A 23,198-nucleotide genomic window follows, 5' to 3' on the forward strand; every position below is an offset into this window, starting at 1 on the left:
CCGAAAAATCCGGACGGGTTTCTTATTAAGATTAAAAAATATTTTCTAAGGATAAGGAGCAATTTCCACTTCGAGCCCTTCCATAGCATCGGCAATATGTAACTGGCATCCCAATCTGCTGTTGTCTTTCACATGGAAAGCTTCAGCCAGCATGGCATCTTCTTCATCTCCCATCGGTTCCAGACCCGGATCATTGATTACATATACCTGGCATGAAGCGCACATCGCCATTCCTCCGCATACCCCAATAGTACCTTCTTCTGCCAATTCATAGGAACGGATAATTTCCATTAAATTCATGGACATATCCGTAGGCGCTACGACATCATGGGTTACCCCTTCTCTGTCGGTGATTTTAATATTAACGTCTGACATAATTCTGCAAAATTAGTCAATTTTTTTCACAACTGCCTTCTCAGCTTCTTTACGGCTTCCGTCAAATCCGTCTACACCACTTACCGTTGTATATTTTAATACGAATTTTTTACCAGGATTTAGTCTGTTGTACACACTCTGACACATTAAAGTAGCTTCGTGGAAACCACAAAGGATCAACTTCAGTTTTCCGGGGTATGTATTGATATCTCCGATAGCGTAGATCCCATCAATGTTAGTTTGATAATCAAGAGCATTGTTTACAACGATTGCATTTTTTTCGATATTTAATCCCCAGTTTCCGATCTCACCCAATTTTGGTGTCAATCCGAATAAAGGAATGAAATAATCTGTTTCAATATCGTAAGCTTCCTGGCCTTCTACTTCTACAGTAATCGCTTCTACTTTTCCGTCACCTTTAATACCGGTAACTTCAGCAGGCGTAATTAGTTTGATTTTCCCCTGGTTTTTCAGATCCTGAACTTTCTCTACAGAATCCAAAGCTCCTCTGAACTCGTTTCTTCTGTGGATCAAAGTTACTTCACTGGCAACATTGGAAAGGAAGATACTCCAGTCTAACGCGGAGTCACCTCCACCAGCAATCACCACTTTTTTATTTCTGAAGTGTTCAGGTTCTTTAACGAAATATTCAAGACCTTTTTCTTCATAGTCAGCGATATTTTCAAACGTAGGTTTTCTTGGCTCAAAAGTCCCTAAACCTCCTGCGATGGCAATCGCTTTACATCTGTGAACGGTTCCTTTGTTGGTAATCACCTCAAACCATTCATCATCTATTTTTGTATAAGAAACAGCGGTTTCCCCTAAGGTAAATCCAGGCTGGAACTGCTTGATCTGCTCCATCAGATTATCCACCAATTCTCCTGCATTCACAGAAGGATAACCAGGGATATCGAAAATAGGTTTTTTAGGATAAAGTTCAGCCAATTGCCCTCCCGGCTGAGGAAGCGCATCAATAATATGGCACTTCATTTTTAATAAACCAGCTTCAAAAACTGCAAAAAGTCCTGTAGGTCCCGCACCTATGATCAATATATCAGTGGTTATCATAATCTTTAAGATAATTTAATTATACATGTAACTGCAAATTTACTAATTTTAATGCGAAGCATATTTAATTGATTCTAAATAAAAACCTGAGATTTGTCAAATATCTATCTTTTAAGATTTTAAATTTGGCAATATTTTTGTAAATGTCTTGTTATGAATAAACTTTTGAACCTTTTTGCTGTATTTATATTCTTTTTAGGCTCTGCCCAGATTGATAATATCGCAGATGGCGAATCTATTACTCTTAGAATCCACTATGGTTTCCTTAATGCAGGAACTGCCAATCTTACGACCAAACAAACTACCTACAAAGGAGTTCCTCATCTTTATGTAAAAGGGACAGGACAAACTACAGGTGCCGTAAAAGCATTCTTCAAAGTAGAAGATTTATATGAAAGTTTCATCAATACACAGACGGGATTACCAAGCTTTTATGTCAGAAATGTACGTGAAGGAAGTTACCGCCAGCATTTTGAAACCGTTTTTAATCACGATAACAACACTTTAATTTTAACAGATAAAAAGACACCAGCCAATGGTTCTAAAGTTCTGAAATCAGTAAAAGGTGTTCAGGATATGCTTTCCTGCTTTTATTATTTAAGAAGTAAAAGCCCGGATGAACTGAAAGTGGGAACTGTTATTAATATGAATGTATGGATTGATGATGAAATGTTTCCTTTTCAGCTGAAAGTAACAGGAACAGAAAATTTAAAAACCAAATTTGGAACTATTAACTGTTTAAAAATTATTCCGTCTGTAAAAAGCGGAAGAGTGTTTAAGGAAAAAGAAGGCGTAACCATGTGGGTTTCCAATGATTCCAACCACATTCCTATGCTGTTGAAGGCTGAGCTTGCAGTAGGATCACTGAAAGCCAGTATTGATGATTATAAAAATGTGAAGTATCCTTTAAAGTTTAGTAAATAACAATCCACAGTTGTAAAGATAAAACCTGTCTCAAAAGTCAAATAATTTGATTTTTGTCATTGACTACGTCGAATCTTCGATTTCTGACGAAGGAAGAATCTCATCGATAATTAATAACCTGAGATTCTTCACTCCATTCCATTTCGTTCAGAATGACACTTTTGAGACAGGCTTTTTTATTTTCAATGTAATATATTCCTGCTACAGATTGTCTTTATAATAGAGGCAGACAAAGAGCTGCAGCATGTCAATACTTCATTTGAGGTACCTGGCGGTTCCGAACCGAAGTATGGGCATAAGAAACAGACACGTGTAAATTTTTCAATAAGATCAGTTTTTAATTACGTTTTGTTTCTTAGGTCAGTAATTAAAAACAAAAAACCTCCGGAGCTCCGGAGGTTTGATTTTTTATAGCGTTTTGAATTGTTCAAGTGTTCTGATATCATTTTCGAAGAACATTCTGATGTCACTCATCTGGTAAAGAAGCATCGTGATTCTTTCAATACCCATTCCGAATGCATATCCTGAATATTTCTCAGCATCGATATTCACATTTTTCAGTACGGCAGGGTCTACCATTCCGCATCCCATAATTTCCAGCCATCCTGTACCTTTTGTGATTCTGTAATCTGTTTCTGAGTTTAATCCCCAATACACATCAATTTCAGCACTTGGCTCTGTGAAAGGGAAGAAAGAAGGTCTCATTCTGATTTTGGATTTTCCGAAAAGTTCAGTGGTAAAGAACTGAATGGTTTGCTTCAGATCAGCAAAGCTCACATTTTCGTCAATATATAATCCTTCAATCTGATGGAAAATACAGTGAGAACGTGAAGAAATAGCTTCATTTCTGAACACTCTTCCCGGAGATAAAATTCTGATAGGCGGCTGGTTTTCTTCCATATAACGTGTTTGTACGGAAGAAGTATGCGTTCTTAAAAGAATATCCGGATTCTGTTCAATGAAGAATGTATCCTGCATATCTCTTGCCGGGTGATATTCCGGAAGGTTTAGCGCGGTAAAGTTATGCCAGTCATCTTCAATCTCTGGTCCGTCTGCTACTGCAAAACCAATAGATTTGAAGATTTCAATAATTCTGTTTTTTACCAGGTTGATCGGATGTCTTGAACCCAATTCCAATGGAAAAGCAGGTCTTGTAAGATCTTCTTTTTCAATCACAACAGAAGATGCGGAAGCATTTTTCAAATCCTCCAGTTTTACAGCAACTGCCTGCTTCAAAGTGTTGATCTTCTGTCCGAATTCTTTCTTTTGATCGTTAGGAACTTCTTTAAATTTTTCAAAAAAATCATTCAGAACCCCTTTTTTACCATTGTATTTGATTCGGAAGTTTTCGATCTCTTCCTTAGAGGTAGCATTGAAGCCATTTACTTCGACCAGTAATTCTTCTATCTTTTCTATCATTGTTTTACCCTTTCAAAATGTTTTGCAAAAATACGATTTTAAGTTGAATAATAAGTCCGTCAAAAAAAAATCTGCCTCTTTTTCGGGAGGCAGACTTCAATCACTTATTTCACTTAAATAAAAAAATTATTTCTTTTCTAAAGCTTTAACGCTGATCTGAAGAGTTACTTCGTCTTTAATCACGCCGTTTTCAGCAGGAGCCTGAAACTTTACTCCAAACTCTTCTCTCTTTATATCTTTTGGCTCAGTAGCTACACTTACTTCTCCATCTTTCACAGAAACATTAGCTTTAAACTGAACAGGTTTTGTAATTCCTTTAATGGTTAAATTACCATCCAAAAGAGTATTATAATCACCTTCTGCAGCAGGAGTTACCTTTGTAATTTCATAAGAAGCTGTCGGGAATTTTTCAACTTCAAAGAAATCACCACTTTTCAGGTGGCCATTTAATTTTCCTAAATCTTCCGGGCTGTCTTTCAGGTCCACAGAAGTTAAAGAGTTCATATCAGCAACGAATTTTCCGCTTTCCAGTTTTCCGTCTTTCACCGTCACATCTCCGCTTTCAAACCTGATGGTTCCAAAATGGCTTGTATTCTCAGATTTAAATACTTTATATCCCTTCCATTCAACCTTACTGTTTAGCGTATCCAGAGTGAACTGGCTACCTTCTTTAGTAGTCGTCACCTCATTACTTTCACTCGTAAGTGGTTTGTCTTTTTTACAAGAAACCACTACAGCAGCAATAAATAATGCAGGAATAGCTAACGAAAACAGTTTTTTTCTCATTTTTGATTTATTTTTATTAGTTCCGCTAATATAATAAAAAAAATTATGTTTTCATAAAAACCTTACATTTGTAATATGCTATTAGAAATAAACAATTTATTTTTCTCTCATAACAAAGAAAATCCCCTGTTTCAGAACCTTAATCTAAGGTTTGAAGAAAACAGAATTATAGCGCTGGCCGGTGAAAGCGGATGTGGAAAATCTACTCTTCTCAACCTGATTTATGGTCTTTTGGATTGGGAAAGCGGAGAGATTATTTTTAACGGAACAAAGCTTTTGGGACCGAAAGGAAATCTTGTTCCAGGAGAACCGGAAATGAAATTCGTAGCGCAGAATTTTGATCTTATGCCCTACGCTACAGTGGCTGAAAACGTAGGAAAATTTATTTCTAATATCAATTTAAAACAAAAAAAAGAAACTGTAACGGAGCTTCTTGAGGTGGTAGGGCTTCAGGAATTTGCGAATGTACTTCCAAAATACTTAAGCGGCGGACAACAGCAAAGAGTGGCTATTGCCAGAGCATTGTCTGTACTTCCCAAGCTTCTTATTTTAGATGAACCCTTCAGTAATCTTGATTTTCCGAGAAAAATTGAACTGAGGGAAAGACTTTTCAGATATGTAAAACAACATGGCGTTTCTCTGATTATTTCCACTCATGAACTTCAGGATATCATGCCATGGCTGGACCAGATTGTTATTCTGCAGGATGGAAGACTGATTCAGAATGACAGCCCGGAAGAAACCTACAGAAATCCTTACAACTCTTATGTTGCTAAGCTATTTGGGGAAGTGAATATTTTCAGTGAAGCAGAAGCTGAAGATTTCCAGCTTACCAAATTCTCTTATTATCCCAAAGAAATCAGAATTACAGAAACTGGTCTCGAAGCCGAAGTTTTTGAAAGCAGATTTGCAGGAAATTATTATTGGAATAAATTAAAGACAAAAGGAAAGGAACTCATTGTGTATACGGATGAGAAAATTTCAGGAACCATAAATGTTTCGTTTATTTAAGCGAAAAGACTTAACAGAAAAAGAGAAACACTCCATTCTCTATGAGCCCGTTTTAACTTTCAATATTCGCTGCATAACTCATACATTTACTTACACTTATCAATAAAAAAATACAAACATAAGAATCTGTATATGAAACTTTTTCTTACATTTGTATTTCTAAAGTATAAGGAAATTTTTGGTTAATTCTCTTTCTGCCTTCCAGACGGACATTAGCAATCTTGCAATTAAGTCTGTTGAAAGATTACACTGTCCAATTTTTTCCTTTTCTTTATTTTCAGGGCATAGAAAAACAAAGTTTTCTTATGCTTTCTTTACAAATTCTGACTTAAGAGCCATTGCTCCGAAACCATCAATTTTACAGTCAATATTGTGATCACTTCCCGGTCTCAAACGGATATTTTTCACTTTAGTTCCGGCTTTTACCGGTTTTGGTGCTCCCTTTACAGGTAAATCTTTTATTACCACTACAGAATCACCATCCTGAAGTTCATTTCCGTTGGAATCCAGGATTTTTCCTTCATTTGCGGCTTCAGCAGCGGCTTCTGCCGGATCCCATTCGTAGAAACACTGGGAACATACCATCATATTATCGCTCGGGTATGTAAACTCAGAGCTGCATTTTGGACAAATTACTGTGTCACTCATATTTTTATTTTTTGCAAAGGTAGAACTTTTTAGAGGTTGAAGTCAATAGATAAAGCTCAGTATAGTAGATCATAAGCTCCTGTTAATTTTACACATATAGGTGAATTAACACAAATTAAATAAACTTGCTGCAAAGAAAATAAAGTATAGTAATAAACAGTGTATATTTTGTCAGCAAATATTTTTCATTAAGCAAAAAACACAGGTTTATCTGTCTTAGAGAAAAGGCTATCGTCAACAAATAAAAAATATAAATAATCGGAAAATCTTTACAATTCAGCATTAAAATTTATTTCTACCATGTAAAAAATTAATAAACATACAGGCCATTCACTACTGAATCTCAGATTGTCAATAGTCAGTTTTTGCTTTGCAAAGTGAATCGTGAATGCGCAACCTTCCATTAGAAAACTGATCTGTACAATATATAATTACTCAAACCTCTCAACCGGAAACCGAAAATTCACAAGCGAAGCGAATTGATCATTCACAATTCACAACCCTTCATCAACTCTCCCACCCCAAATTCCAAACTCTCAATTAAAAGTCGTATTTTTGCAGATTCAAACAGCGAAGCAAATTTATGGAACTTATTCACAGAAACTTGGCAATCGGAATTCACGATGCCTTACAGGAGACATTTTTTGAGAAAAACAAATATGCCGATAAAGTTATTGAAAGACTTTTGAAAGCAAACAGAAAATGGGGAAGCCAGGACAGAGCTGTTGTTTCTGAAATTTTTTACAATATTATCCGTTGGAAGAAACGCCTTGAATACTATATGGGTGAAGGTGTAAAACCCAACAATATCTACAAACTGATTATTGCGTATTTACTCTGGAGTAAAACCAATTATAAAAAATTCGAAGAATTTGACGGAATCAAAATCGCCGATATTCTTACCAAACTTAAAAAGAATACTGTTCCTACAAAAGCAATAGAACACTCTATTCCTGAATGGCTGGCTGAAACTCTTGAAAAAGAACTTGGTGCCAGCTGGGAAAGAGAAATGATTGCCTTAAACGAGCAGGCTCCTACGGTTTTACGAGCAAACTCTTTAAGAACAACCACTAAAGAACTTATCTCTGATCTTTCAGATGAGGGTGTTGTTTCTTATCCTGTTAAAGGTTATCCTGATGCTGTTCAGCTGGAAGAAAAGAAAAATGTTTTCCTTACTACCGCTTTCAAAGAAGGATTATTTGAAGTTCAGGATGCTTCTTCTCAGAAAATCGGGTATTTTCTTGATGTAAAAGAAGGACAAAGAGTAGTAGACGCATGTGCAGGTGCAGGAGGAAAAACATTGCACTTAGCCGCATTAATGAAAAACAAAGGTCAGATCGTAGCATTAGACATCTTTGAATGGAAGCTTGCAGAACTGAAGCGTCGTGCCAAAAGAGCCGGAGCACACAACATTGAAACCCGTATGATTTCCGATAACAAGGTGATCAAACGACTTCATGAAAAGGCTGACAGACTTCTGATTGATGCACCATGTTCAGGTCTTGGTGTTTTGAAAAGAAACCCGGACAGCAAGTGGAAAATTGATCAGGACTTTATTGACAGAATTAAAAAGGAACAACAACAAATTCTTCAGGACTATTCTAAAATGCTTAAAAAAGGAGGAAAAATGGTATACGCTACCTGTTCTATCCTTCCATCTGAAAACAATCTTCAGGTAGATGAGTTCATCAAAAACAATCCTGGATTCAAGATGATTAAAGATGAAAAAGTAATGCCTAGCGAAGGGTATGACGGATTCTATATGGCTTTGATTGAGAGAATTTCTTAATTTAAATCCTCTAAACGATATTTAAACTACTCTATTTTCTGGAGTAGTTTTTTTTTATTTAAATCTTTCAAAAAAAAATGTAACATTTTTTGTAACATTTACAGTACGTTTTCTACTAACTGTATAGATTAAACCGGTTTGACGCTGTGAGAAGTTAAGAGTAACTTTGCAGTAAACTCATTTATTTATGCATACAAGACTTGTCTTCAATTTTCTGGCTGTTTTTTTATATTGTCTGTTTTCTGCACAGACCTATGAAATTCAGTACTCCAGTTCTTATAACGGAAAAGCATTAACAGATCAGCCTTCTACAATTATCTGGGTCAATGAAAAAGAAAACTTCATTCTTAACAGCACGATCAAAGAACAAAAAAGCAGCTATCCTTATGAAATCACTAAGGTGGAAAAGCCATCCAATACTATAGTTTCTTATGCCTTTTTAAAACCCGGCTCAATCATCTCAACCTCAGATGCTGAATCTGTAGGAAAACAGGATTTTGAACTGACTAATGAAACGAAAAAGATCTTAGGGTACAACTGTAAAAAAGCCTTTACGAAAATCAATTCAAATACCATTGAAGTCTGGTATACGAATGATCTGAAACTAAAAGGCGGCCCATCTGTATTGGGGCAGAATTTAGGATTAGTTCTGGAAGTGGAAAGAAATAAGAACTCTTTAACGACTGCCGCTTCAATCAAAAAAATAAAGAACACAGGGATTGAAAACATATTGAAAGGAAACATACAAATAACCGATCAGCTGGGATATAAAGATCTCCTGTGGAAAAGCAGATTTACCACGCTGAATGTTTTTGAAAACGAAATCATCAATTTCTCTGATGCCTCAAAATCTGACGGCCAAATAAAAAGATACGCCAAGGGAACTATTATCCTAAAAAAAGTAAAATTTCCTGCTATTACAGAAGGAGAGACTATTTTTGCAGAACTAAAACAGCAATCAAATGGTGATGCCTATGACAGAACCGGAACTGTATTTTTCATTCCGCAGGATAAAGAAAAGTCTTTTTTTGACGGCCTGGAAAAGGGGGCAAAAACACTTCCTCTTTACGAAAACGGAAATGGAAAACAATATTACGGGGTAACGGCTACCGGCAGCTACAGCCCTGCCATGGAAATGATGCGGTTCTTTACCGCTTTTGGCATTCAGAAATTTAATCATATTCAGCTTAAGGGAAAAGACTGGCAGACCATCAGCCCTTACCGGCAGGATATTACAGAATTGAAGCCTGCTCTATCCGGAAAAGAGCTTTGGATAGGAACTTTTATTGGAAATTATGATAAAGGAGGACACAAAGTAAGTCTTGATATTACGATTCATAAAAGCGATCAAAACGTTAATAAAAATAATGTAGCCATCCCGTTATTCAACACTTTAAACATTATGGAAATGGCCGGACAGGACTATTCTACTATGTTCAGTCAGGATAAAGGCCTTCTTGTTGATTTCACTTTGGATAAAGATCTGAAAAACGCTCAGCTAAGATATACCACAACAGGACATGGCGGTTGGGAAAATGGTGATGAATTTGTTCCAAAAACCAATTCTATATTGGTGGATGGAAAACCCGTTTTTTCATTTGTACCCTGGAGAACAGACTGTGGTTCATACCGTTTATACAATCCGGCCTCCGGAAATTTCCAGGATGGTCTTTCGTCATCAGACCTCAGCAGATCAAACTGGTGCCCGGGAACGGTTACCAATCCTGATTTCATTCCTCTTGGGGATCTGAAAGCAGGAAAGCATACGATTCAGGTAAAAATTCCGCAAGGTCCTACTGAAGGAACAAGCTTCAGTTCATGGAATGTTTCCGGAGTATTACTGGGGGTTCAATAAAAACAAAACCTTCTTGCATGAGAATTGCAAGAAGGTAAAAACACAAATGATGAAAAAAAATTATTTCGAGCCACAAAGTAAGGGGTAAAATTCATATAATTACTTACCATAGATTAATAAATATGTCATTTTTATTTCGTATGGAGATTATGCAATTTTAGTCGCGACGAAAAAAATTAATCAAAAACATCATAATTCAAATAAATAGTTAAAATTTTTAACTTCAAAACATAAATTGATTAAAAATTTTCTCATTTAAACATTTTTAATTGTTATTTATAAACATCACTTCTACTTTTGTCTCATAAATAATAAAAAATTATGTGTGGAATTGTATGTTTATTTGACGCCAAGCAAAAAACTGAAGTATTAAGACCTCAGGTATTGGAAATGTCAAAAAAAATCCGTCACAGAGGACCGGATTGGAGTGGAGTTTTCCAGGATGAGAAAGTCATTTTTTCTCATGAAAGACTTGCCATTGTAGATCCAACTTCTGGGAAACAACCTTTATTTACGAAAGACGGAAAAGTAGTATTAGCCGTAAACGGTGAAATCTACAACCATAGAGAATTAAAAGTAGAATTTCCTGATTATGAGTTTCAGACTCAGTCGGACTGTGAGGTGATCCTTGCACTATACAGAAAATATGGAAAAGATTTCGTAGAGAAACTCAACGGAATTTTTGCCTTCGCTTTATATGATACTGAAAATGATGTTTATCTTATTGCCCGCGATCATATGGGAATCTGCCCGCTTTATCAGGGTTGGGACAAAAACGGAAACTATTATGTCGCTTCAGAATTAAAAGCTCTTGAAGGGGTATGTAAAAAAATAGAAACATTCCTGCCCGGTCATTTCGTTTACAGCAAAGATGGCGCTGAGCTTCAGCAATGGTACACAAGAGACTGGGACAGCTTTGATCATGTAAAAGACAATGAAACTGATATTTCAAAACTGAGAAAAGGTCTAGAAGATGCCGTTCACAGACAACTGATGAGTGATGTTCCTTATGGAGTACTTCTTTCGGGAGGTTTAGATTCATCGGTCATTTCCGCTATTACTGCAAAATTTGCCCGCCAGAGAATTGAAAGCGGCGATACACAGGAAGCGTGGTATCCGAGACTTCACAGTTTCGCCGTAGGATTGGTTGGTTCTCCCGATCTGGCAGCAGCTCAGAAAGCTGCAGAACACATCGGATCTGTACACCATGAGGTTAACTTTACCGTACAGGAAGGACTGGACGCTGTACGTGACGTTATTTACCACCTTGAAACCTATGATGTTACCACCATCAGAGCATCCACCCCAATGTACCTTTTAGCAAGAGTGATCAAATCTATGGGGATTAAAATGGTTCTTTCAGGAGAAGGTTCTGATGAATTGTTCGGCGGCTATTTGTATTTCCATAAGGCGCCTGATGCAAAAGAATTCCACGATGAAACAGTGAGAAAACTGGGCAAACTTCACCTTTATGACTGTTTAAGAGCCAACAAAGCGTTGATGAGCTGGGGAATTGAAGGAAGAGTTCCTTTCCTTGACAAAGAATTCATGGATATTGCAATGACGATTAACCCTCAGGATAAAATGATCAGTACTGCTGAAGGAAAAATTGAAAAATGGGTATTGAGAAAAGCTTTTGAAGACCTTCTTCCAGATTCTATTGTCTGGAGACAGAAAGAACAGTTCTCGGATGGTGTGGGATATTCATGGATAGATACCTTAAAAGAGGTAGCTGAAAGAGAAGTAACAGACGAAATGATGGCGAATGCAAGATTCAGATTCCCGCTAAACACACCTCAGAACAAAGAAGAATACCGATACAGAACTATTTTTGAAGAACATTTCCCGAGTGAAACTGCAGCTGCTACCGTTCCATCAGTTCCTTCTGTTGCATGCTCCACTCCTATTGCTCTGGAATGGGATGAAGCGTTCAAAAAAATGAATGATCCAAGTGGAAGAGCGGTGAAGGTACATGAAACTTCATATTAGGAAGGGATGATGAATAGTCAATCGTCAATTCGCTTCGCTTGTCAATTTGTTGCGGGATTCGGGTTACGGGATTACAGGTTTATTATTCACTTGCAAAGCAAAATTCACTAATGACATGTATATTTTTCACATTCAAACGTATAACTCCTTCTGTTATAATTTATCAATCCTGTAGCAATACAGGATTTTTTCTTGAATTAACAATAACAATATGGCATAATTTAACTCACAATCCAAAATAATATCTAATAAATAATTATATTTGGAAAACGAAAATATCAATTATAAAAAAATGAGAAGAAACCTTACTGTTTTATTTGCCTTATTAGCGATTAGTTTTGCTTTTGGACAAGGGAAATATGGCAAATATCTGAATTCAAAGAAGCTTGCTTTGGCTTATAAGAGTGTGAAAGACCAGGATAAGGATGACTACTATCAACAATTCTACTGGCTGGTAAAAGCAGAGCAACTGAAAACTTATCCTCACCTTAAAGATATAAAACCTGTCGTTTTATATGAATTTGTAAAATACGTAAACCCTCAGAATCCGACCAAAAAACTGGATGCAAGAGGCAAAGAACTGAGAGCAACTGCAGAATTATCATTAAATCAATATTTTAAAAATAAAAAATTTGAAAACAATTCTGTATTAATGTACAATCTTGAAACGTATGTAGATCCTTCAAAAGGGCAATATTATACTAAGGTTGATCCGGAAAAAATCAAAGAGCTTGTACCAAAGGAATTATTTGCTTTCAACTCGTTCAACAGAAATATAGGAGAAGAAAAAACCTATTATCTCTGGATTGACAAGAAAAAAGATGATCTTAATATTGTAGATATCATTCCTAGCGAAAAAGAAGACAAAGCTTTTTATACCAGATTAAGACAATATCTTCCAAGCTATAAATTCTCAAAATATGTTCCTACTGTAAAAAAAGGGAACAAGTCTGACAAAACGGATATCGAATATTATTATATCATGCCTTTTGAACAGAATACCGATAACATCGAATACAAAACAAAGGATTTCAAAACTTTCACTTTAAGCCAGTACAGAAAAGCCGGTGATGAATGGAAAGGAGTAGAAAAGCCTAGAAAATAAATCAAAAAGTCCTGTGAAATTTCACAGGACTTTTTTAATTTTATATAGATTTCTTTATCTAAGAATCAAAACGCTTAGAGTAAGCGGTTCTTCAAATCAAATAAGTCTGGGGATTTTTTATAACCCAGCCGGTACAAAATGACAGAAGCAAATACACAACAGACCTCCGTAAAAAAAATACTTCCCTTAATTCTGGCCACTGCTATTTTCATGCAAATGCTGGATTCCACGATTCTGAATACTTCCCTGCCTGCTATTGCAAAAGATCTGAATGAATCTCCCCTCAATATGCAGAACGCTATCATCAGTTATGTTCTGACCCTTGCTGTTTTTATGCCCGCCAGCGGATTTCTTGCCGACCGGTTTGGAACAAAAAAAATATTTATATTTTCTCTGGTATTATTCAGTCTGGGCTCGCTATTTTGTTCTTTGTCTCAAAACCTCACCCATCTTGTTATTTCAAGGGTCGTTCAGGGAGTTGGAGGAAGCCTGATGACTCCTGTCGGAAAACTGGCACTCATTAAAACATTTGATAAAAACGAACTGCTCAAAGCCATGAACTTTGCCATCATTCCTGCTCTTATCGGACCTGTATTGGGACCATTGGTCGGAGGTTATATGGTAGATTATCTTTCATGGCACTGGATATTCCTGATCAATATTCCGATTGGAGTTCTGGGAATTCTTTTAGGATTAAAATTCATGCCCAATTATAAATCCGATGATGTTGATTTTGATTTAAAGGGTTTCCTGATTTTTGCCGCAGCCTCTCTCCTGCTTTCTGTTTCACTGGAACTTTTCGGAGACATTCAGAATATCACACCTGTCTTATTGGTATTTATCATGGGATTTTTGTTCCTGTACTATTATTATAAACATGCAAAAAGAGGCGGAAATCCTATTTTCCCATTAAATCTGTTTCAGGTAAGAACTTTCCGTGTGGGTATTGTGGGCAATCTGGCGACCAGATTGGGAATCAGCTCCGTTCCGTTATTACTTCCGCTAATGATTCAGATTGCCTATAAACAGTCTGCAGTCACTTCGGGCTGGATCATTGCTCCTATGGCTTTGACGGCTATCTTCGGAAAATCATATGTTATTAAAATTTTAGATAAATATGGCTACCGCCAGACTTTGATGATTAATACATTCATCATCGGAACGCTGATATGCCTGCTTGCCATACCTGATATACACACATCTTTGTACTGGTTTGTTCCGATCATCGCAATATTAGGTTTTTTCAACTCTATACAGTTCACTTCCATGAATACTATTTCTATTGCCGATCTTCGTAACTTTCAGACCAGCAGCGGAAACTCTTTACTCTCAGTCAATCAACAGCTGGCGATAGGCTTCGGAATTGCCTTCGGACTGATTGTTTTAAAGTTATTTGAAAATACAGATCTTATTAATGGTGAAATCCATAATGCCTTCCGGTTAACCTTTCTCACGGTAGGAATATTAACAATTCTATCAGGATTGGTGTTCAGAAGACTCCATATTTCGGATGGAAAGAATATGAAGTCCAAGGAAGATTAAACAGATCTGATCGCAGCTTCATCCTTTTCCACGAACTTAACACAGATCAATGCTTTTCGCATATAACAATGGTAATTTTGTTTACATAAATCAACAATGTGATGGCAACTAAAAAAATAGAAATCGTAGTATCTCCAAAACCTGCGCACTTTGTAGGCGATGGGTTCAGGGTTCACAATTTCATTCCGGGAGTTCCTGGATTGGATATGAAAAGAATGGATCCGTTCATTATGCTTGATTATAATTCAAAATTTCATTTCAATGGTTCAGACAGACCAAGAGGTGTAGGAGTACATCCGCACAGAGGTTTTGAAACAGTAACGATAGCGTATAGCGGAAAAGTAGAACACCATGACAGCGCTGGCGGCGGCGGTGTGATCGGAGAAGGTGATGTTCAGTGGATGACTGCAGCCAAAGGAGTTCTTCACAAGGAATATCATGAAACAGAATGGGCAAAAGAAGGAGGAATTTTTCAGATGGTTCAGCTTTGGGTGAATCTTCCGGCAAAAGATAAAATGAGCTGCCCAAAATACCAGGCTATTGAAAACTCCAAAATGGAAAGAGTTGATCTCGGTGATAATGGTTTTATTGAAGTAATTGCCGGAGACTATGATGGTCATAAAGGACCTGCAAGCACTTTCACTCCGGTTCACATGATGAACGCAAAACTTAAAGCAGGAGGAAAAGCAGAATTTAGTTTCCCTGCTCATTTCAATACCGCGGCTTTGGTGATTGAGGGAAGTATTATTATTAATGGAGAAGAGAATGTTAAATCCGATCATTTTGTATTGTTTAAAAATGAAGGCGAAACATTTACCATCGAAGCAAAGGAAGATGCTGTTGTTTTAATCATCAGTGGTGAGCCTATCAATGAACCTATTTACCCTCATGGTCCTTTTGTGATGAATTCCAGAGAAGAAATTATGCAGGCTTTTGAGGATTTTAATACCGGAAAATTCGGATACCTGGAAGATTAAAAGATTTAAATTTATCTTAATCTTTGATTATTCCTTTTTTATTAACTTTATATAATGGCAAACCTTATAGGTTTTATGAACCTATAAGGTTTAATTGTCTTAACAAGCAATTTCCTGCATTTATAGGAAATGCAGCACCCTTAGTACAAATATTATGAAACCAGAATTTGAAAATATACCTCTTGTAAAAGCCGAAAAAAGATTTGAAATAGAATTCAACGGACATTATGCATTCATCGATTACCGTGAAACCATGCACCAGATTTCTTTGATACATACAGAGGCAGAACCGGAACTGGCAGGAACCGGCGCAGCAGCTGCGGTAGTAGAAAAAACTTTGAATTTTATTGAGGAAAGCGGAAAAAAACTTCTTCCCTTCTGTCCTTATGTTTTCGCCTTTATTAAGAAACACCCTGAATGGAAACGTATCGTGGATGAGAGATTTGAAGGCTACGACAAACTTTAAACCTTCATCAGAACTCATCAATTTATTTAAATAACATTTTAAAAAGTATCACATCATTATGTCAAATATTGGACTTATTATTGAAGAAAAAGCAGCAGATATCGGAAATTTCCTGGTAGGAAGACTTCTTCCTTTCCGTGAGAAAAGAGCCGTTGGACCTTTTGTTTTTATCGACCACATGGGGCCTTCAGAATTAAAAGATTATCAGAATCTTGATGTTCCGCCACATCCGCATATCGGATTATCTACCTTAACTTACCTGTTGGAAGGGTCTATCTTTCACAGAGACAGCATTGGAAGTGCTATAGAAATAAAACCGGGTGCCGTCAACTGGATGACTGCCGGAAAAGGAGTGGTACATTCAGAAAGAACGCCTGAATATTTAAGACACAGTGATAAAAGGCTTCACGGATTTCAGATCTGGGTGGGTCTTCCAAAGCATCTTGAGCAGTCTGAGCCTACTTTTCATCATATTGAAGCGGATGAAATTCCGGTCTGGGAAGAAGATGGTATTCAGTATAAATTAATTGCCGGTGAAGCATTCGGAAGAACATCTGCAGTTCCGGTACACAGCAAATTATTTTTCCTTGAAATTAAAACAAAAGAAGCAAGAAAAATCAGCATTGGAAAAGATCTTTATGGAGAAGCAGCCATGTATGTTCTGGATGGAACTGTAACCACCGATGGAAACTCTTATGGTTCCAAACAGCTGATGATTGCCAAAGATACCAAGCTTTGCGAATTTGAAATGAGCGAAAACGGAACGGTTTATCTTTTTGGTGGTGAGCCATTCGATGAAGAGCGTTTTATATTCTGGAATTTTGTTAACTCTGACAAAGAATTAATTGAACAGGCAAAGGTAAACTGGAATGATCAGAATCACGAAGCATTTCCTCTGGTTCCAGGTGACGAAAATGAATATGTGCCGCTTCCTAAGGCTATTTTAAACAGAAAATAACTTCAGTTCAGATTATTAACTATGAAAATATTAGCATTTGCCGGAAGTACATCTTCCACGTCTATCAACAGGGAACTGGTAAAATTTGTTCTGAAAGATTTTCAGGATGAGGAAATCAATCTGATTGACCTCAACGATTTTACGATGCCCGTATTCTCTGTAGACCTTGAAAAGAAAGGTTTTCCGGATGAAGCGCATCAGTTTTTAAAAGCGATTGAGGAATGTGATGTGATCATCTGCTCTCTTGCTGAGCACAACCGTTCTTACAGTGCAGCTTTTAAAAATGTTTTTGACTGGGCTTCAAGAATTAACGTAAAAGTATTTCAGAATAAACCCATGCTTCTGATGAGCACTTCTCCAGGAGGCTATGGCGGCGGAAATGTGATGAATACGGCAAAAACATTTTTCCCACAGTTTGCGGCAGACATTAAGGATACTTTTTCATTGCCAAAATTCTATGAAAATTTTGATCTGGAAAGCGGGGTCATCAATCCGGATATGCTGAATGATCTGAAAGGTAAAATACAAAACTTTAAAAATCAGATAAAGTAAATGAACAAAGGAAGACTGGAGGCGTTCAGTGATGGTGTCCTTGCTATTATTATCACCATTATGGTACTTGAACTGAAAGTACCTGAAGGAAATAGCTGGGCCAGTGTCAAACCTCTTCTTCCTAAGTTTCTGGCTTATATTTTCAGTTTTATATATGTAGGAATCTACTGGAACAATCATCATCATTTGTTCCAGACAGTAAAGAAAGTAAATGGCAGCATTCTCTGGGCCAATCTTCACCTTCTGTTCTGGCTTTCTCTGATGCCTGTTGCTACGGAATGGATCGGGACAACAAATTTTGCAAAAAATCCCGTTGCAGTCTATGGTATCGGGCTCATTATGTCGGCTATTGCCTATACTATTCTGGAACATGTTATTATCCGTTGTGAAGGGGAAGATTCAAAACTGAAAGAAGCCATCCATTCGAAATATAAAGAGTATATCTCAATTGTATTTTATGTCCTGGGAATCGCTACTTCATTTTTTTATCCTTATATTGCCATAGGTTTTTATTATATCGTGGCTCTTATATGGCTGATTCCAGACAGAAGAATCGAAAAAACATTAAAAGAAAATTGATATGGAAACACACGAATATCCTAATGGAAACATTACTGTCATCTGGCAGCCTAAGAAATGCATCCACTCTGCCATATGTGTAAAAACACTTCCAAAAGTCTATAATCCTAAAGAAAGACCGTGGATAAAAGCAGAAAACGCAAGTCCTGAAGAACTCAAAAATCAAATAGACTTATGCCCTTCAGGTGCATTAAGTTATAAATTCAATACAGAAAAATAATGGCGGTAACGGTAAAAGCAAGTTTAGGAAAAACAAAATATTATACAGAAGTAACAGCCGGCGAAAACACAATCATTACGGATGAACCGATTGATAAAGGCGGACAGAACAAGGGTTTCAATCCGCTGGAAATTTTGGCTACGTCATTGGCAAGCTGTACCGCAGCTACATTGAGAATGTATATTGAAAGAAAAGAATGGGATGTGGAAAACATCAATGTAGAAGTAGAGCTTGAAAATTTCCCATTAACAAAAAGAGCTGTTTTCAAAAGAGATATCAGCTTTGAAGGTATTCTGGATGATGAGCAGCGTAAAAGGCTGCACACTATTGCAGACGCATGCCCTGTTCACAAAATATTAACCAACGACATAGAAATACTAACTAAATTCTCATAATATGATCGAAGTAAAACAAAACAACGACGAAAAACACGGAAGTTTTGAAGCTTTCATAGATGGAAGACGCGCAGGAATGATGACGTATACCTGGGCCGGAGAAGAAAGATTTATTATAGACCACACCGAGGTGGAAGAAGCTTACAACGGAAAAGGCGTAGGCAAGGAAATGCTTCTGGCAGCCGTAGATTTTGCCAGAAAAAATGACAAGAAGATTATTCCCCTCTGCCCTTTCGCTAAGGCAAGTTTCCAGAAAAGTGAGGAACTTCAGGATGTTTTAGTGAATTAGTCACTGTATTACCCTTACGATACAACCCTTCCGGACAGTCTCTGGAAGGGTTTTTATTTTTAATGAAAAACATTGGCTGAAAGTAAATTAACAATTGTAATCTGCCAGGAAATGAACAGGTTTTTAAATTCATGATTCACGACTGATCTTTTTTATATATTTGCTAAAATTTAAAAATCAAGAATGAATCCAGGAACTATCCTTTTGTTATTTGTTTTCGTCTATTTTATCGGTCTTTTGGTGATTTCTTATTTCACCAGCCGGAATTCTGACAACCAGTCTTTTTTTATCGGTAACAAAAAGAGTAAATGGTGGCTCGTAGCATTCGGAATGATAGGAACCAGCTTAAGCGGGGTTACTTTTATTTCAGTTCCGGGAACCGTCGGAAAAATGACCGGCTCCGAATATATTTACGGAGGTTTTGAGTACTATATGATGGTGATCGGTTTCTTCATCGGATATTTTATTGTAGCAGCGATACTTTTACCGCTTTATTACAAGATGAATCTAACCTCTATTTATACGTATCTGGGGAAAAGATTCAATGTGGAGGCGCATAAAATCGGTTCTATCTTTTTTATTATTTCAAGAGCAATTGGAGCTACCGCAAGATTATACCTGGTAGTGAATGTTTTACAGATATTTTTACTTGAAGGATTGGGAGTTCCGTTTTGGGTAACTTCCCTTGTACTTCTGCTGATGGTACTTCTGTACACTTTTGAAGGCGGTGTAAAAACGATTGTTATTACAGATACCCTGCAGACTTCATTTATGATCATCAGCCTTGTAGCATGTATCGTTTATATTTTATCTAATCTGAATTTATCATTCGGTGAAGCTTATACGATTCTGGAACAGAAAAACTATACGCATTTCATCAATTTTGATCCTAATTCCAAAACCTTTTTCCTGAAAACCATTCTGGGAGGAATTTTCATTACCATTGCTATGACGGGACTGGATCAGGAAATGATGCAGAAAAATATATCAGTAGACAATCTTAAGAATTCAAAGAAAAATATGCTGACCTTCGCCGGAACACTTCTTATCGTGAACCTTGCATTCCTATTCCTGGGAGGGTTGCTATACCTTTTTGCGCTGCAGCATGGAGCGGAATATGGGACTATAAACGGTGAAACAGTAACAAATATTTTCGGATTTAAAGACCCTTCAGGAAACATTAAAAATGTAATGGGAGACGATCTTTTCCCGGCTTTATCGCTTCAGGGATATTTTCCTATGGCTATTTCCGTTATTTTCATCATCGGATTAATTTCAGCCTTATTTCCTTCTGCAGACGGTGCTTTAACAGCTGTAACAAGCTCATATTGTGTAGATTTATTAAACCTTAATGAGGATAAAACCAAAACTGAAAAAGAGAAGAAACGTCTTCGTATGAAAGTGCATTTAACTTTCACTGTCGTTTTCTTTATTCTGATCATGGTTTTCAAGGCATTAAATGATAAATCCATTGTGTACCTGATCATGGAAATTGCAGGATATACCTATGGACCGCTTTTAGGACTTTTCGCCTTTGGAATTTTCACCAGGTTCCAGATTTCAAGAAAATATTCAATTCTTGCGGTAACTATTTTTGCCCCTATCCTGACCTATTTAATCAATCTTGCTGTTACCACGTATACAGATTACAGAATCGGTGTAGAACTGATTGTTCTTAACGGATTGCTGACCTTCATTGGTCTGTGGCTGGTAAAAAACAAGCAGCACTTAAAAGTCGTTTAACACTTATAAAAACATAAAAAAGGCTGTTTTCAATGAAGACAGCCTTTTTCTTTTTATTGGAATCAATGAAATAGATTATTCTTTAATCCACTTAATTGTTCTCTCCAGATTCTTAGATTTAACTTTAATCAGATAATCTCCCTGGACAAGGTGTGACAAGTCAAAAGTACCTGTTTTATCATGATTCAATTTGTTAGCAGCCTGCGTGAACACTAATTTTCCGCTTACATCGTATACAGTAATATCATATACTTCATTTGAATTGGTAAATTTCACATTCAGTAATCCTTTACTTGGATTAGGATATACGACAAATACGTCTTTATTGGCAGCAGTCTCGTTCACACCTAATGTCTGGGTAATGGTGAAGTTGACAGGGTTAATGTTGTAGAATACGTTCGTTTCTGCAGCCACCATAATTCTTGCCTGTGTTGTATTTACGTTAGGAATAGTAACAGCTTCAGAACCATCATTCGGAGTAGAAGCCAGGATCAGTGTAGGATAGGTAAGACCGCCGTCTGTTGAAAGATAAATATTCACAGTAGCAGCATTCACAGGAAATGCCGTTGTATTGGCGACATCCCATGTTACCGTCTGAGTGGAATTACCAGCCCAGCTTACCGCTGTAGCAGGTGCAGTTACATTGAAAGGTCCGGAATTTCCATCAACGGTAATAACAGCATCATCATTGGCTACCCCGGCGCAACCCGCATTATTATCTCTTACGGTCAGTCTGAACTCCATCGTTCTTGCATAAGATGGTCTAACTTCTCCTTTGGAAATCGTACCATTGATTACATCTGTAAGTTTTGGGAAATATCTGTAAGGAACGGTTACAGGTACATATGATCTGAACAGAGGTGCATTTCCGGTAGGAGCATTCCAGTCGCCTGCCGGGCCTACATCATTCTGCTCCCAGCTGTACGTAAGCGGATTATTATCAATATCTGTCGCAGAACCTTCCAATCTGAATGGTGTACTCTTCGGGATGGTATAATCACCTCCAGCGTTTACTGTTGGAGCAAAATTATTAACAGGAAGCGTAACCTGACATGTTGTTGACTGAACTTTTGTTGTGATAGACTGATATGATTTGGTATGGAAAGTCGGAATACTGTTAGGAGCCAGGTTATTGGTACTTCCACAAATTCCGGCGTAAGCCATTATGGTAATTCCGCTTCCAGGTTCTACGGCATTAGATGCACTACGGTTACCATTACAACTCCCTGTAATGGCATTAAATGTATGCGGACCACCAAACTGATGCCCTACTTCATGGGCTACATAATCAATATCATAAGGATCTCCAACAGGATTAGGTGAACCGGTAATCCCTCTACCTTTATTGGTTGCATTACAGATTACTCCCAATCCGGCTAATCCTCCGCCACCCGTACTGAAGGTGTGTCCGATATCATAATTTGCATTTCCTATCAATAAATCAATCTGAGTCTGGCTCTCATTAATTAACGTGCTGGCATTGTTATTTCCGTTAAACGGATCTGTAGCGGCATTTGTAAAGACCACATTGGCTTCATTATCCACCAGTACCAATCTTGAAGCAACTTCCTGTTCGTAGACTCCATTCACCCTGTTTACGGAGGTTACTATGGCTGAAAGTGTCTGTGCTACAGTAGGTGTAGCGGTACCCGTTGCTGCTACAGCATATTCTCCTGTACAAGCCACCGCAAGTCTGAAAACTCTAATCTGATTTCCTACGCTTGGTGCTACGGTCTTTTGAGCGTTTTTTTTTCCCAGTGGAGAGTCGTCCTCATCCTTTACTCCACAAGACCTTGGGTTTTTATCAATCAAATCACTTTTTTTATAAATGATATAATTGCTGATATCCTGTTTTGCATAGGGGTCAATATAAGAATCTCCGGCTACTATAGATTTTATCTGTGCATGGAATCCAAGCTCTGTAAAATCCAGTTTTATGGTGGCGTACTTGTCGTCAATTCCCTGTCCTGTAAAAGTAACAATCTGAGGAAACTGGCTGGCTAACCCGGGAGCCATCACTGAAGATTTCCAGATTCTGAATTTTGCTTTGGTGCCGTCAGGCATTGGCAGAACAATAATAGGAGCATTGTCTTTACGATCGCTGTCTTTTAACTCCGGAACGGAATTAAAATAACTTTTCATTCCGGCTACATCCAGTGTGTACGTTAGTGCCTTTTCCGGTTGTACTGTTCTGTTTTTAGGGTCTGCTTTAATGGATCTTTCACTAATTACTGTAAAAAAATCCTGTGCTTTCCCGGAGGAAACGGATATTATAAATATCCCCAGATAAAATAATTGTTTAATTTTCATATATAATGGTTTGTAATTTTTATTCATTCAAATAATAAGGCCAAAGCTAAAAGATAATTAACCAAGGAATAATAATTCAAATAATCTGGAATTATAAAATTAATTAAATTAATCAGATTATTACATACAAAAAGTAAAAATTTAAATATAAACCTATAGAAAATGTAAAAATTCGCCTGTATAAAGGCATTAAGCTAA

22 protein-coding genes are annotated in these 23,198 nt (G+C 37.1%); 16 read left to right on the top strand and 6 right to left on the bottom strand.

The window, feature by feature from the left end:
* Window positions 1–45 precede the first annotated feature (45 nt).
* Both JNG87_RS08415 and JNG87_RS08420 read right to left on the bottom strand, forming a co-directional pair.
* Window positions 46–375 (bottom strand): 2Fe-2S iron-sulfur cluster-binding protein, encoded by a 330-nt coding sequence (locus JNG87_RS08415; protein ID WP_034697026.1) that lies wholly within the window; start codon window positions 373–375, stop codon window positions 46–48.
* A 12-nt stretch (window positions 376–387) separates the two neighbouring features.
* Window positions 388–1,443, bottom strand: a complete 1,056-nt coding sequence (locus tag JNG87_RS08420) for an NAD(P)/FAD-dependent oxidoreductase (protein WP_062675398.1) — start codon at window positions 1,441–1,443, stop codon at window positions 388–390.
* 153 nt (window positions 1,444–1,596) lie between these two features.
* Here JNG87_RS08420 and JNG87_RS08425 point away from each other — a divergent pair, with 153 nt between their 5' ends.
* Window positions 1,597–2,367 (top strand): DUF3108 domain-containing protein, encoded by a 771-nt coding sequence (locus tag JNG87_RS08425; RefSeq protein WP_202843345.1) that lies wholly within the window; start codon window positions 1,597–1,599, stop codon window positions 2,365–2,367.
* Between the two features lie 408 nt (window positions 2,368–2,775).
* Here the strand turns inward: JNG87_RS08425 and pheS are convergent, their stop codons facing one another.
* Together pheS and JNG87_RS08435 are read right to left on the bottom strand one after the other, a co-directional pair.
* The gene (gene pheS / locus JNG87_RS08430; protein WP_110010876.1) at window positions 2,776–3,786 is read right to left on the bottom strand and encodes a phenylalanine--tRNA ligase subunit alpha; all 1,011 of its coding nucleotides are present in this window, start codon (window positions 3,784–3,786) and stop codon (window positions 2,776–2,778) included.
* Window positions 3,787–3,912: 126 nt separating this feature from the next.
* On the bottom strand, window positions 3,913–4,572 hold the full coding sequence (locus JNG87_RS08435; RefSeq protein ID WP_202843347.1) for a YceI family protein: 660 nt from the start codon (window positions 4,570–4,572) through the stop codon (window positions 3,913–3,915).
* A 75-nt stretch (window positions 4,573–4,647) separates the two neighbouring features.
* Between JNG87_RS08435 and JNG87_RS08440 the strand changes: the two genes are divergently transcribed.
* Complete coding sequence (locus JNG87_RS08440; RefSeq protein WP_202843349.1) at window positions 4,648–5,583, top strand: sulfate/molybdate ABC transporter ATP-binding protein; 936 nt, start codon at window positions 4,648–4,650, stop codon at window positions 5,581–5,583.
* A gap of 303 nt (window positions 5,584–5,886) precedes the next feature.
* Here JNG87_RS08440 and JNG87_RS08445 read toward each other — a convergent pair whose 3' ends face one another.
* A complete protein-coding gene (locus JNG87_RS08445) occupies window positions 5,887–6,231 on the bottom strand; it encodes a zinc ribbon domain-containing protein YjdM (protein ID WP_062675403.1) in 345 nt (114 codons plus the stop codon).
* A 583-nt stretch (window positions 6,232–6,814) separates the two neighbouring features.
* Here JNG87_RS08445 and JNG87_RS08450 point away from each other — a divergent pair.
* The 14 genes from JNG87_RS08450 (at window position 6,815) to JNG87_RS08515 (ending at window position 20,690) form a co-directional block, all read left to right on the top strand.
* Window positions 6,815–8,020: an RsmB/NOP family class I SAM-dependent RNA methyltransferase gene (locus JNG87_RS08450; protein ID WP_062675404.1), complete on the top strand. Its 1,206-nt coding sequence runs from the start codon at window positions 6,815–6,817 to the stop codon at window positions 8,018–8,020.
* 187 nt (window positions 8,021–8,207) lie between these two features.
* The gene (locus JNG87_RS08455) at window positions 8,208–9,875 is read left to right on the top strand and encodes a GLPGLI family protein (protein WP_202843351.1); all 1,668 of its coding nucleotides are present in this window, start codon (window positions 8,208–8,210) and stop codon (window positions 9,873–9,875) included.
* A 321-nt stretch (window positions 9,876–10,196) separates the two neighbouring features.
* Window positions 10,197–11,864 (top strand): asparagine synthase B, encoded by a 1,668-nt coding sequence (gene asnB, locus JNG87_RS08460; protein ID WP_202843353.1) that lies wholly within the window; start codon window positions 10,197–10,199, stop codon window positions 11,862–11,864.
* Between the two features lie 262 nt (window positions 11,865–12,126).
* Window positions 12,127–12,969, top strand: a complete 843-nt coding sequence (locus JNG87_RS08465) for a hypothetical protein (RefSeq protein WP_227944262.1) — start codon at window positions 12,127–12,129, stop codon at window positions 12,967–12,969.
* 138 nt (window positions 12,970–13,107) lie between these two features.
* Window positions 13,108–14,511: an MFS transporter gene (locus JNG87_RS08470; protein WP_202843355.1), complete on the top strand. Its 1,404-nt coding sequence runs from the start codon at window positions 13,108–13,110 to the stop codon at window positions 14,509–14,511.
* Window positions 14,512–14,612: 101 nt separating this feature from the next.
* Window positions 14,613–15,488 (top strand): pirin family protein, encoded by an 876-nt coding sequence (locus JNG87_RS08475; protein WP_202843357.1) that lies wholly within the window; start codon window positions 14,613–14,615, stop codon window positions 15,486–15,488.
* A gap of 154 nt (window positions 15,489–15,642) precedes the next feature.
* Complete coding sequence (locus JNG87_RS08480; protein WP_110010867.1) at window positions 15,643–15,954, top strand: GNAT family N-acetyltransferase; 312 nt, start codon at window positions 15,643–15,645, stop codon at window positions 15,952–15,954.
* A 58-nt stretch (window positions 15,955–16,012) separates the two neighbouring features.
* Entirely contained in the window at window positions 16,013–16,912 is a 900-nt protein-coding gene (locus JNG87_RS08485) for a pirin family protein (RefSeq protein WP_202843359.1), read from the top strand.
* Between the two features lie 21 nt (window positions 16,913–16,933).
* Window positions 16,934–17,464 carry an NADPH-dependent FMN reductase gene (locus JNG87_RS08490; protein WP_202843361.1) on the top strand — a complete coding sequence of 177 codons (531 nt, stop codon included), beginning with the start codon at window positions 16,934–16,936 and terminating at the stop codon, window positions 17,462–17,464.
* Entirely contained in the window at window positions 17,465–18,043 is a 579-nt protein-coding gene (locus tag JNG87_RS08495; RefSeq protein WP_202843363.1) for a TMEM175 family protein, read from the top strand. It begins immediately after the preceding gene.
* 1 nt (window position 18,044) lies between these two features.
* Complete coding sequence (locus tag JNG87_RS08500) at window positions 18,045–18,263, top strand: (4Fe-4S)-binding protein (RefSeq protein ID WP_110010863.1); 219 nt, start codon at window positions 18,045–18,047, stop codon at window positions 18,261–18,263.
* Window positions 18,263–18,658 carry an OsmC family protein gene (locus tag JNG87_RS08505; RefSeq protein WP_202843365.1) on the top strand — a complete coding sequence of 132 codons (396 nt, stop codon included), beginning with the start codon at window positions 18,263–18,265 and terminating at the stop codon, window positions 18,656–18,658. The genes JNG87_RS08500 and JNG87_RS08505 overlap by 1 nt, the downstream gene beginning before the upstream one ends.
* Window position 18,659: 1 nt before the next feature.
* Complete coding sequence (locus JNG87_RS08510) at window positions 18,660–18,947, top strand: GNAT family N-acetyltransferase (RefSeq protein WP_171006298.1); 288 nt, start codon at window positions 18,660–18,662, stop codon at window positions 18,945–18,947.
* 183 nt (window positions 18,948–19,130) lie between these two features.
* Window positions 19,131–20,690, top strand: coding sequence for a sodium:solute symporter (locus tag JNG87_RS08515; protein ID WP_202843367.1), 1,560 nt, complete (start codon window positions 19,131–19,133; stop codon window positions 20,688–20,690).
* A 75-nt stretch (window positions 20,691–20,765) separates the two neighbouring features.
* On the opposite strand, the gene JNG87_RS08520 is transcribed toward JNG87_RS08515, so the two are convergent.
* On the bottom strand, window positions 20,766–23,000 hold the full coding sequence (locus JNG87_RS08520; RefSeq protein ID WP_202843369.1) for a reprolysin-like metallopeptidase: 2,235 nt from the start codon (window positions 22,998–23,000) through the stop codon (window positions 20,766–20,768).
* Window positions 23,001–23,198 lie beyond the last annotated feature (198 nt).

Origin of the sequence: Chryseobacterium cucumeris (assembly GCF_016775705.1) — a bacterium.
Taxonomy (GTDB): Bacteria; Bacteroidota; Bacteroidia; order Flavobacteriales; family Weeksellaceae; genus Chryseobacterium; species Chryseobacterium cupriresistens.

Bases quoted from the DNA above. Each gene is read 5' to 3' on its own strand.
- JNG87_RS08415 (WP_034697026.1), bottom strand. From the start codon at position 375: ATGTCAGACGTTAATATTAAAATCACCGACAGAGAAGGGGTAACCCAT.
- JNG87_RS08420 (WP_062675398.1), bottom strand. From the start codon at position 1,443: ATGATAACCACTGATATATTGATCATAGGTGCGGGACCTACAGGACTT.
- JNG87_RS08425 (WP_202843345.1), top strand. From the start codon at position 1,597: ATGAATAAACTTTTGAACCTTTTTGCTGTATTTATATTCTTTTTAGGC.
- pheS (WP_110010876.1), bottom strand. From the start codon at position 3,786: ATGATAGAAAAGATAGAAGAATTACTGGTCGAAGTAAATGGCTTCAAT.
- JNG87_RS08435 (WP_202843347.1), bottom strand. From the start codon at position 4,572: ATGAGAAAAAAACTGTTTTCGTTAGCTATTCCTGCATTATTTATTGCT.
- JNG87_RS08440 (WP_202843349.1), top strand. From the start codon at position 4,648: ATGCTATTAGAAATAAACAATTTATTTTTCTCTCATAACAAAGAAAAT.
- JNG87_RS08445 (WP_062675403.1), bottom strand. From the start codon at position 6,231: ATGAGTGACACAGTAATTTGTCCAAAATGCAGCTCTGAGTTTACATAC.
- JNG87_RS08450 (WP_062675404.1), top strand. From the start codon at position 6,815: ATGGAACTTATTCACAGAAACTTGGCAATCGGAATTCACGATGCCTTA.
- JNG87_RS08455 (WP_202843351.1), top strand. From the start codon at position 8,208: ATGCATACAAGACTTGTCTTCAATTTTCTGGCTGTTTTTTTATATTGT.
- asnB (WP_202843353.1), top strand. From the start codon at position 10,197: ATGTGTGGAATTGTATGTTTATTTGACGCCAAGCAAAAAACTGAAGTA.
- JNG87_RS08470 (WP_202843355.1), top strand. From the start codon at position 13,108: ATGACAGAAGCAAATACACAACAGACCTCCGTAAAAAAAATACTTCCC.
- JNG87_RS08475 (WP_202843357.1), top strand. From the start codon at position 14,613: ATGGCAACTAAAAAAATAGAAATCGTAGTATCTCCAAAACCTGCGCAC.
- JNG87_RS08480 (WP_110010867.1), top strand. From the start codon at position 15,643: ATGAAACCAGAATTTGAAAATATACCTCTTGTAAAAGCCGAAAAAAGA.
- JNG87_RS08485 (WP_202843359.1), top strand. From the start codon at position 16,013: ATGTCAAATATTGGACTTATTATTGAAGAAAAAGCAGCAGATATCGGA.
- JNG87_RS08490 (WP_202843361.1), top strand. From the start codon at position 16,934: ATGAAAATATTAGCATTTGCCGGAAGTACATCTTCCACGTCTATCAAC.
- JNG87_RS08495 (WP_202843363.1), top strand. From the start codon at position 17,465: ATGAACAAAGGAAGACTGGAGGCGTTCAGTGATGGTGTCCTTGCTATT.
- JNG87_RS08500 (WP_110010863.1), top strand. From the start codon at position 18,045: ATGGAAACACACGAATATCCTAATGGAAACATTACTGTCATCTGGCAG.
- JNG87_RS08505 (WP_202843365.1), top strand. From the start codon at position 18,263: ATGGCGGTAACGGTAAAAGCAAGTTTAGGAAAAACAAAATATTATACA.
- JNG87_RS08510 (WP_171006298.1), top strand. From the start codon at position 18,660: ATGATCGAAGTAAAACAAAACAACGACGAAAAACACGGAAGTTTTGAA.
- JNG87_RS08515 (WP_202843367.1), top strand. From the start codon at position 19,131: ATGAATCCAGGAACTATCCTTTTGTTATTTGTTTTCGTCTATTTTATC.
- JNG87_RS08520 (WP_202843369.1), bottom strand. From the start codon at position 23,000: ATGAAAATTAAACAATTATTTTATCTGGGGATATTTATAATATCCGTT.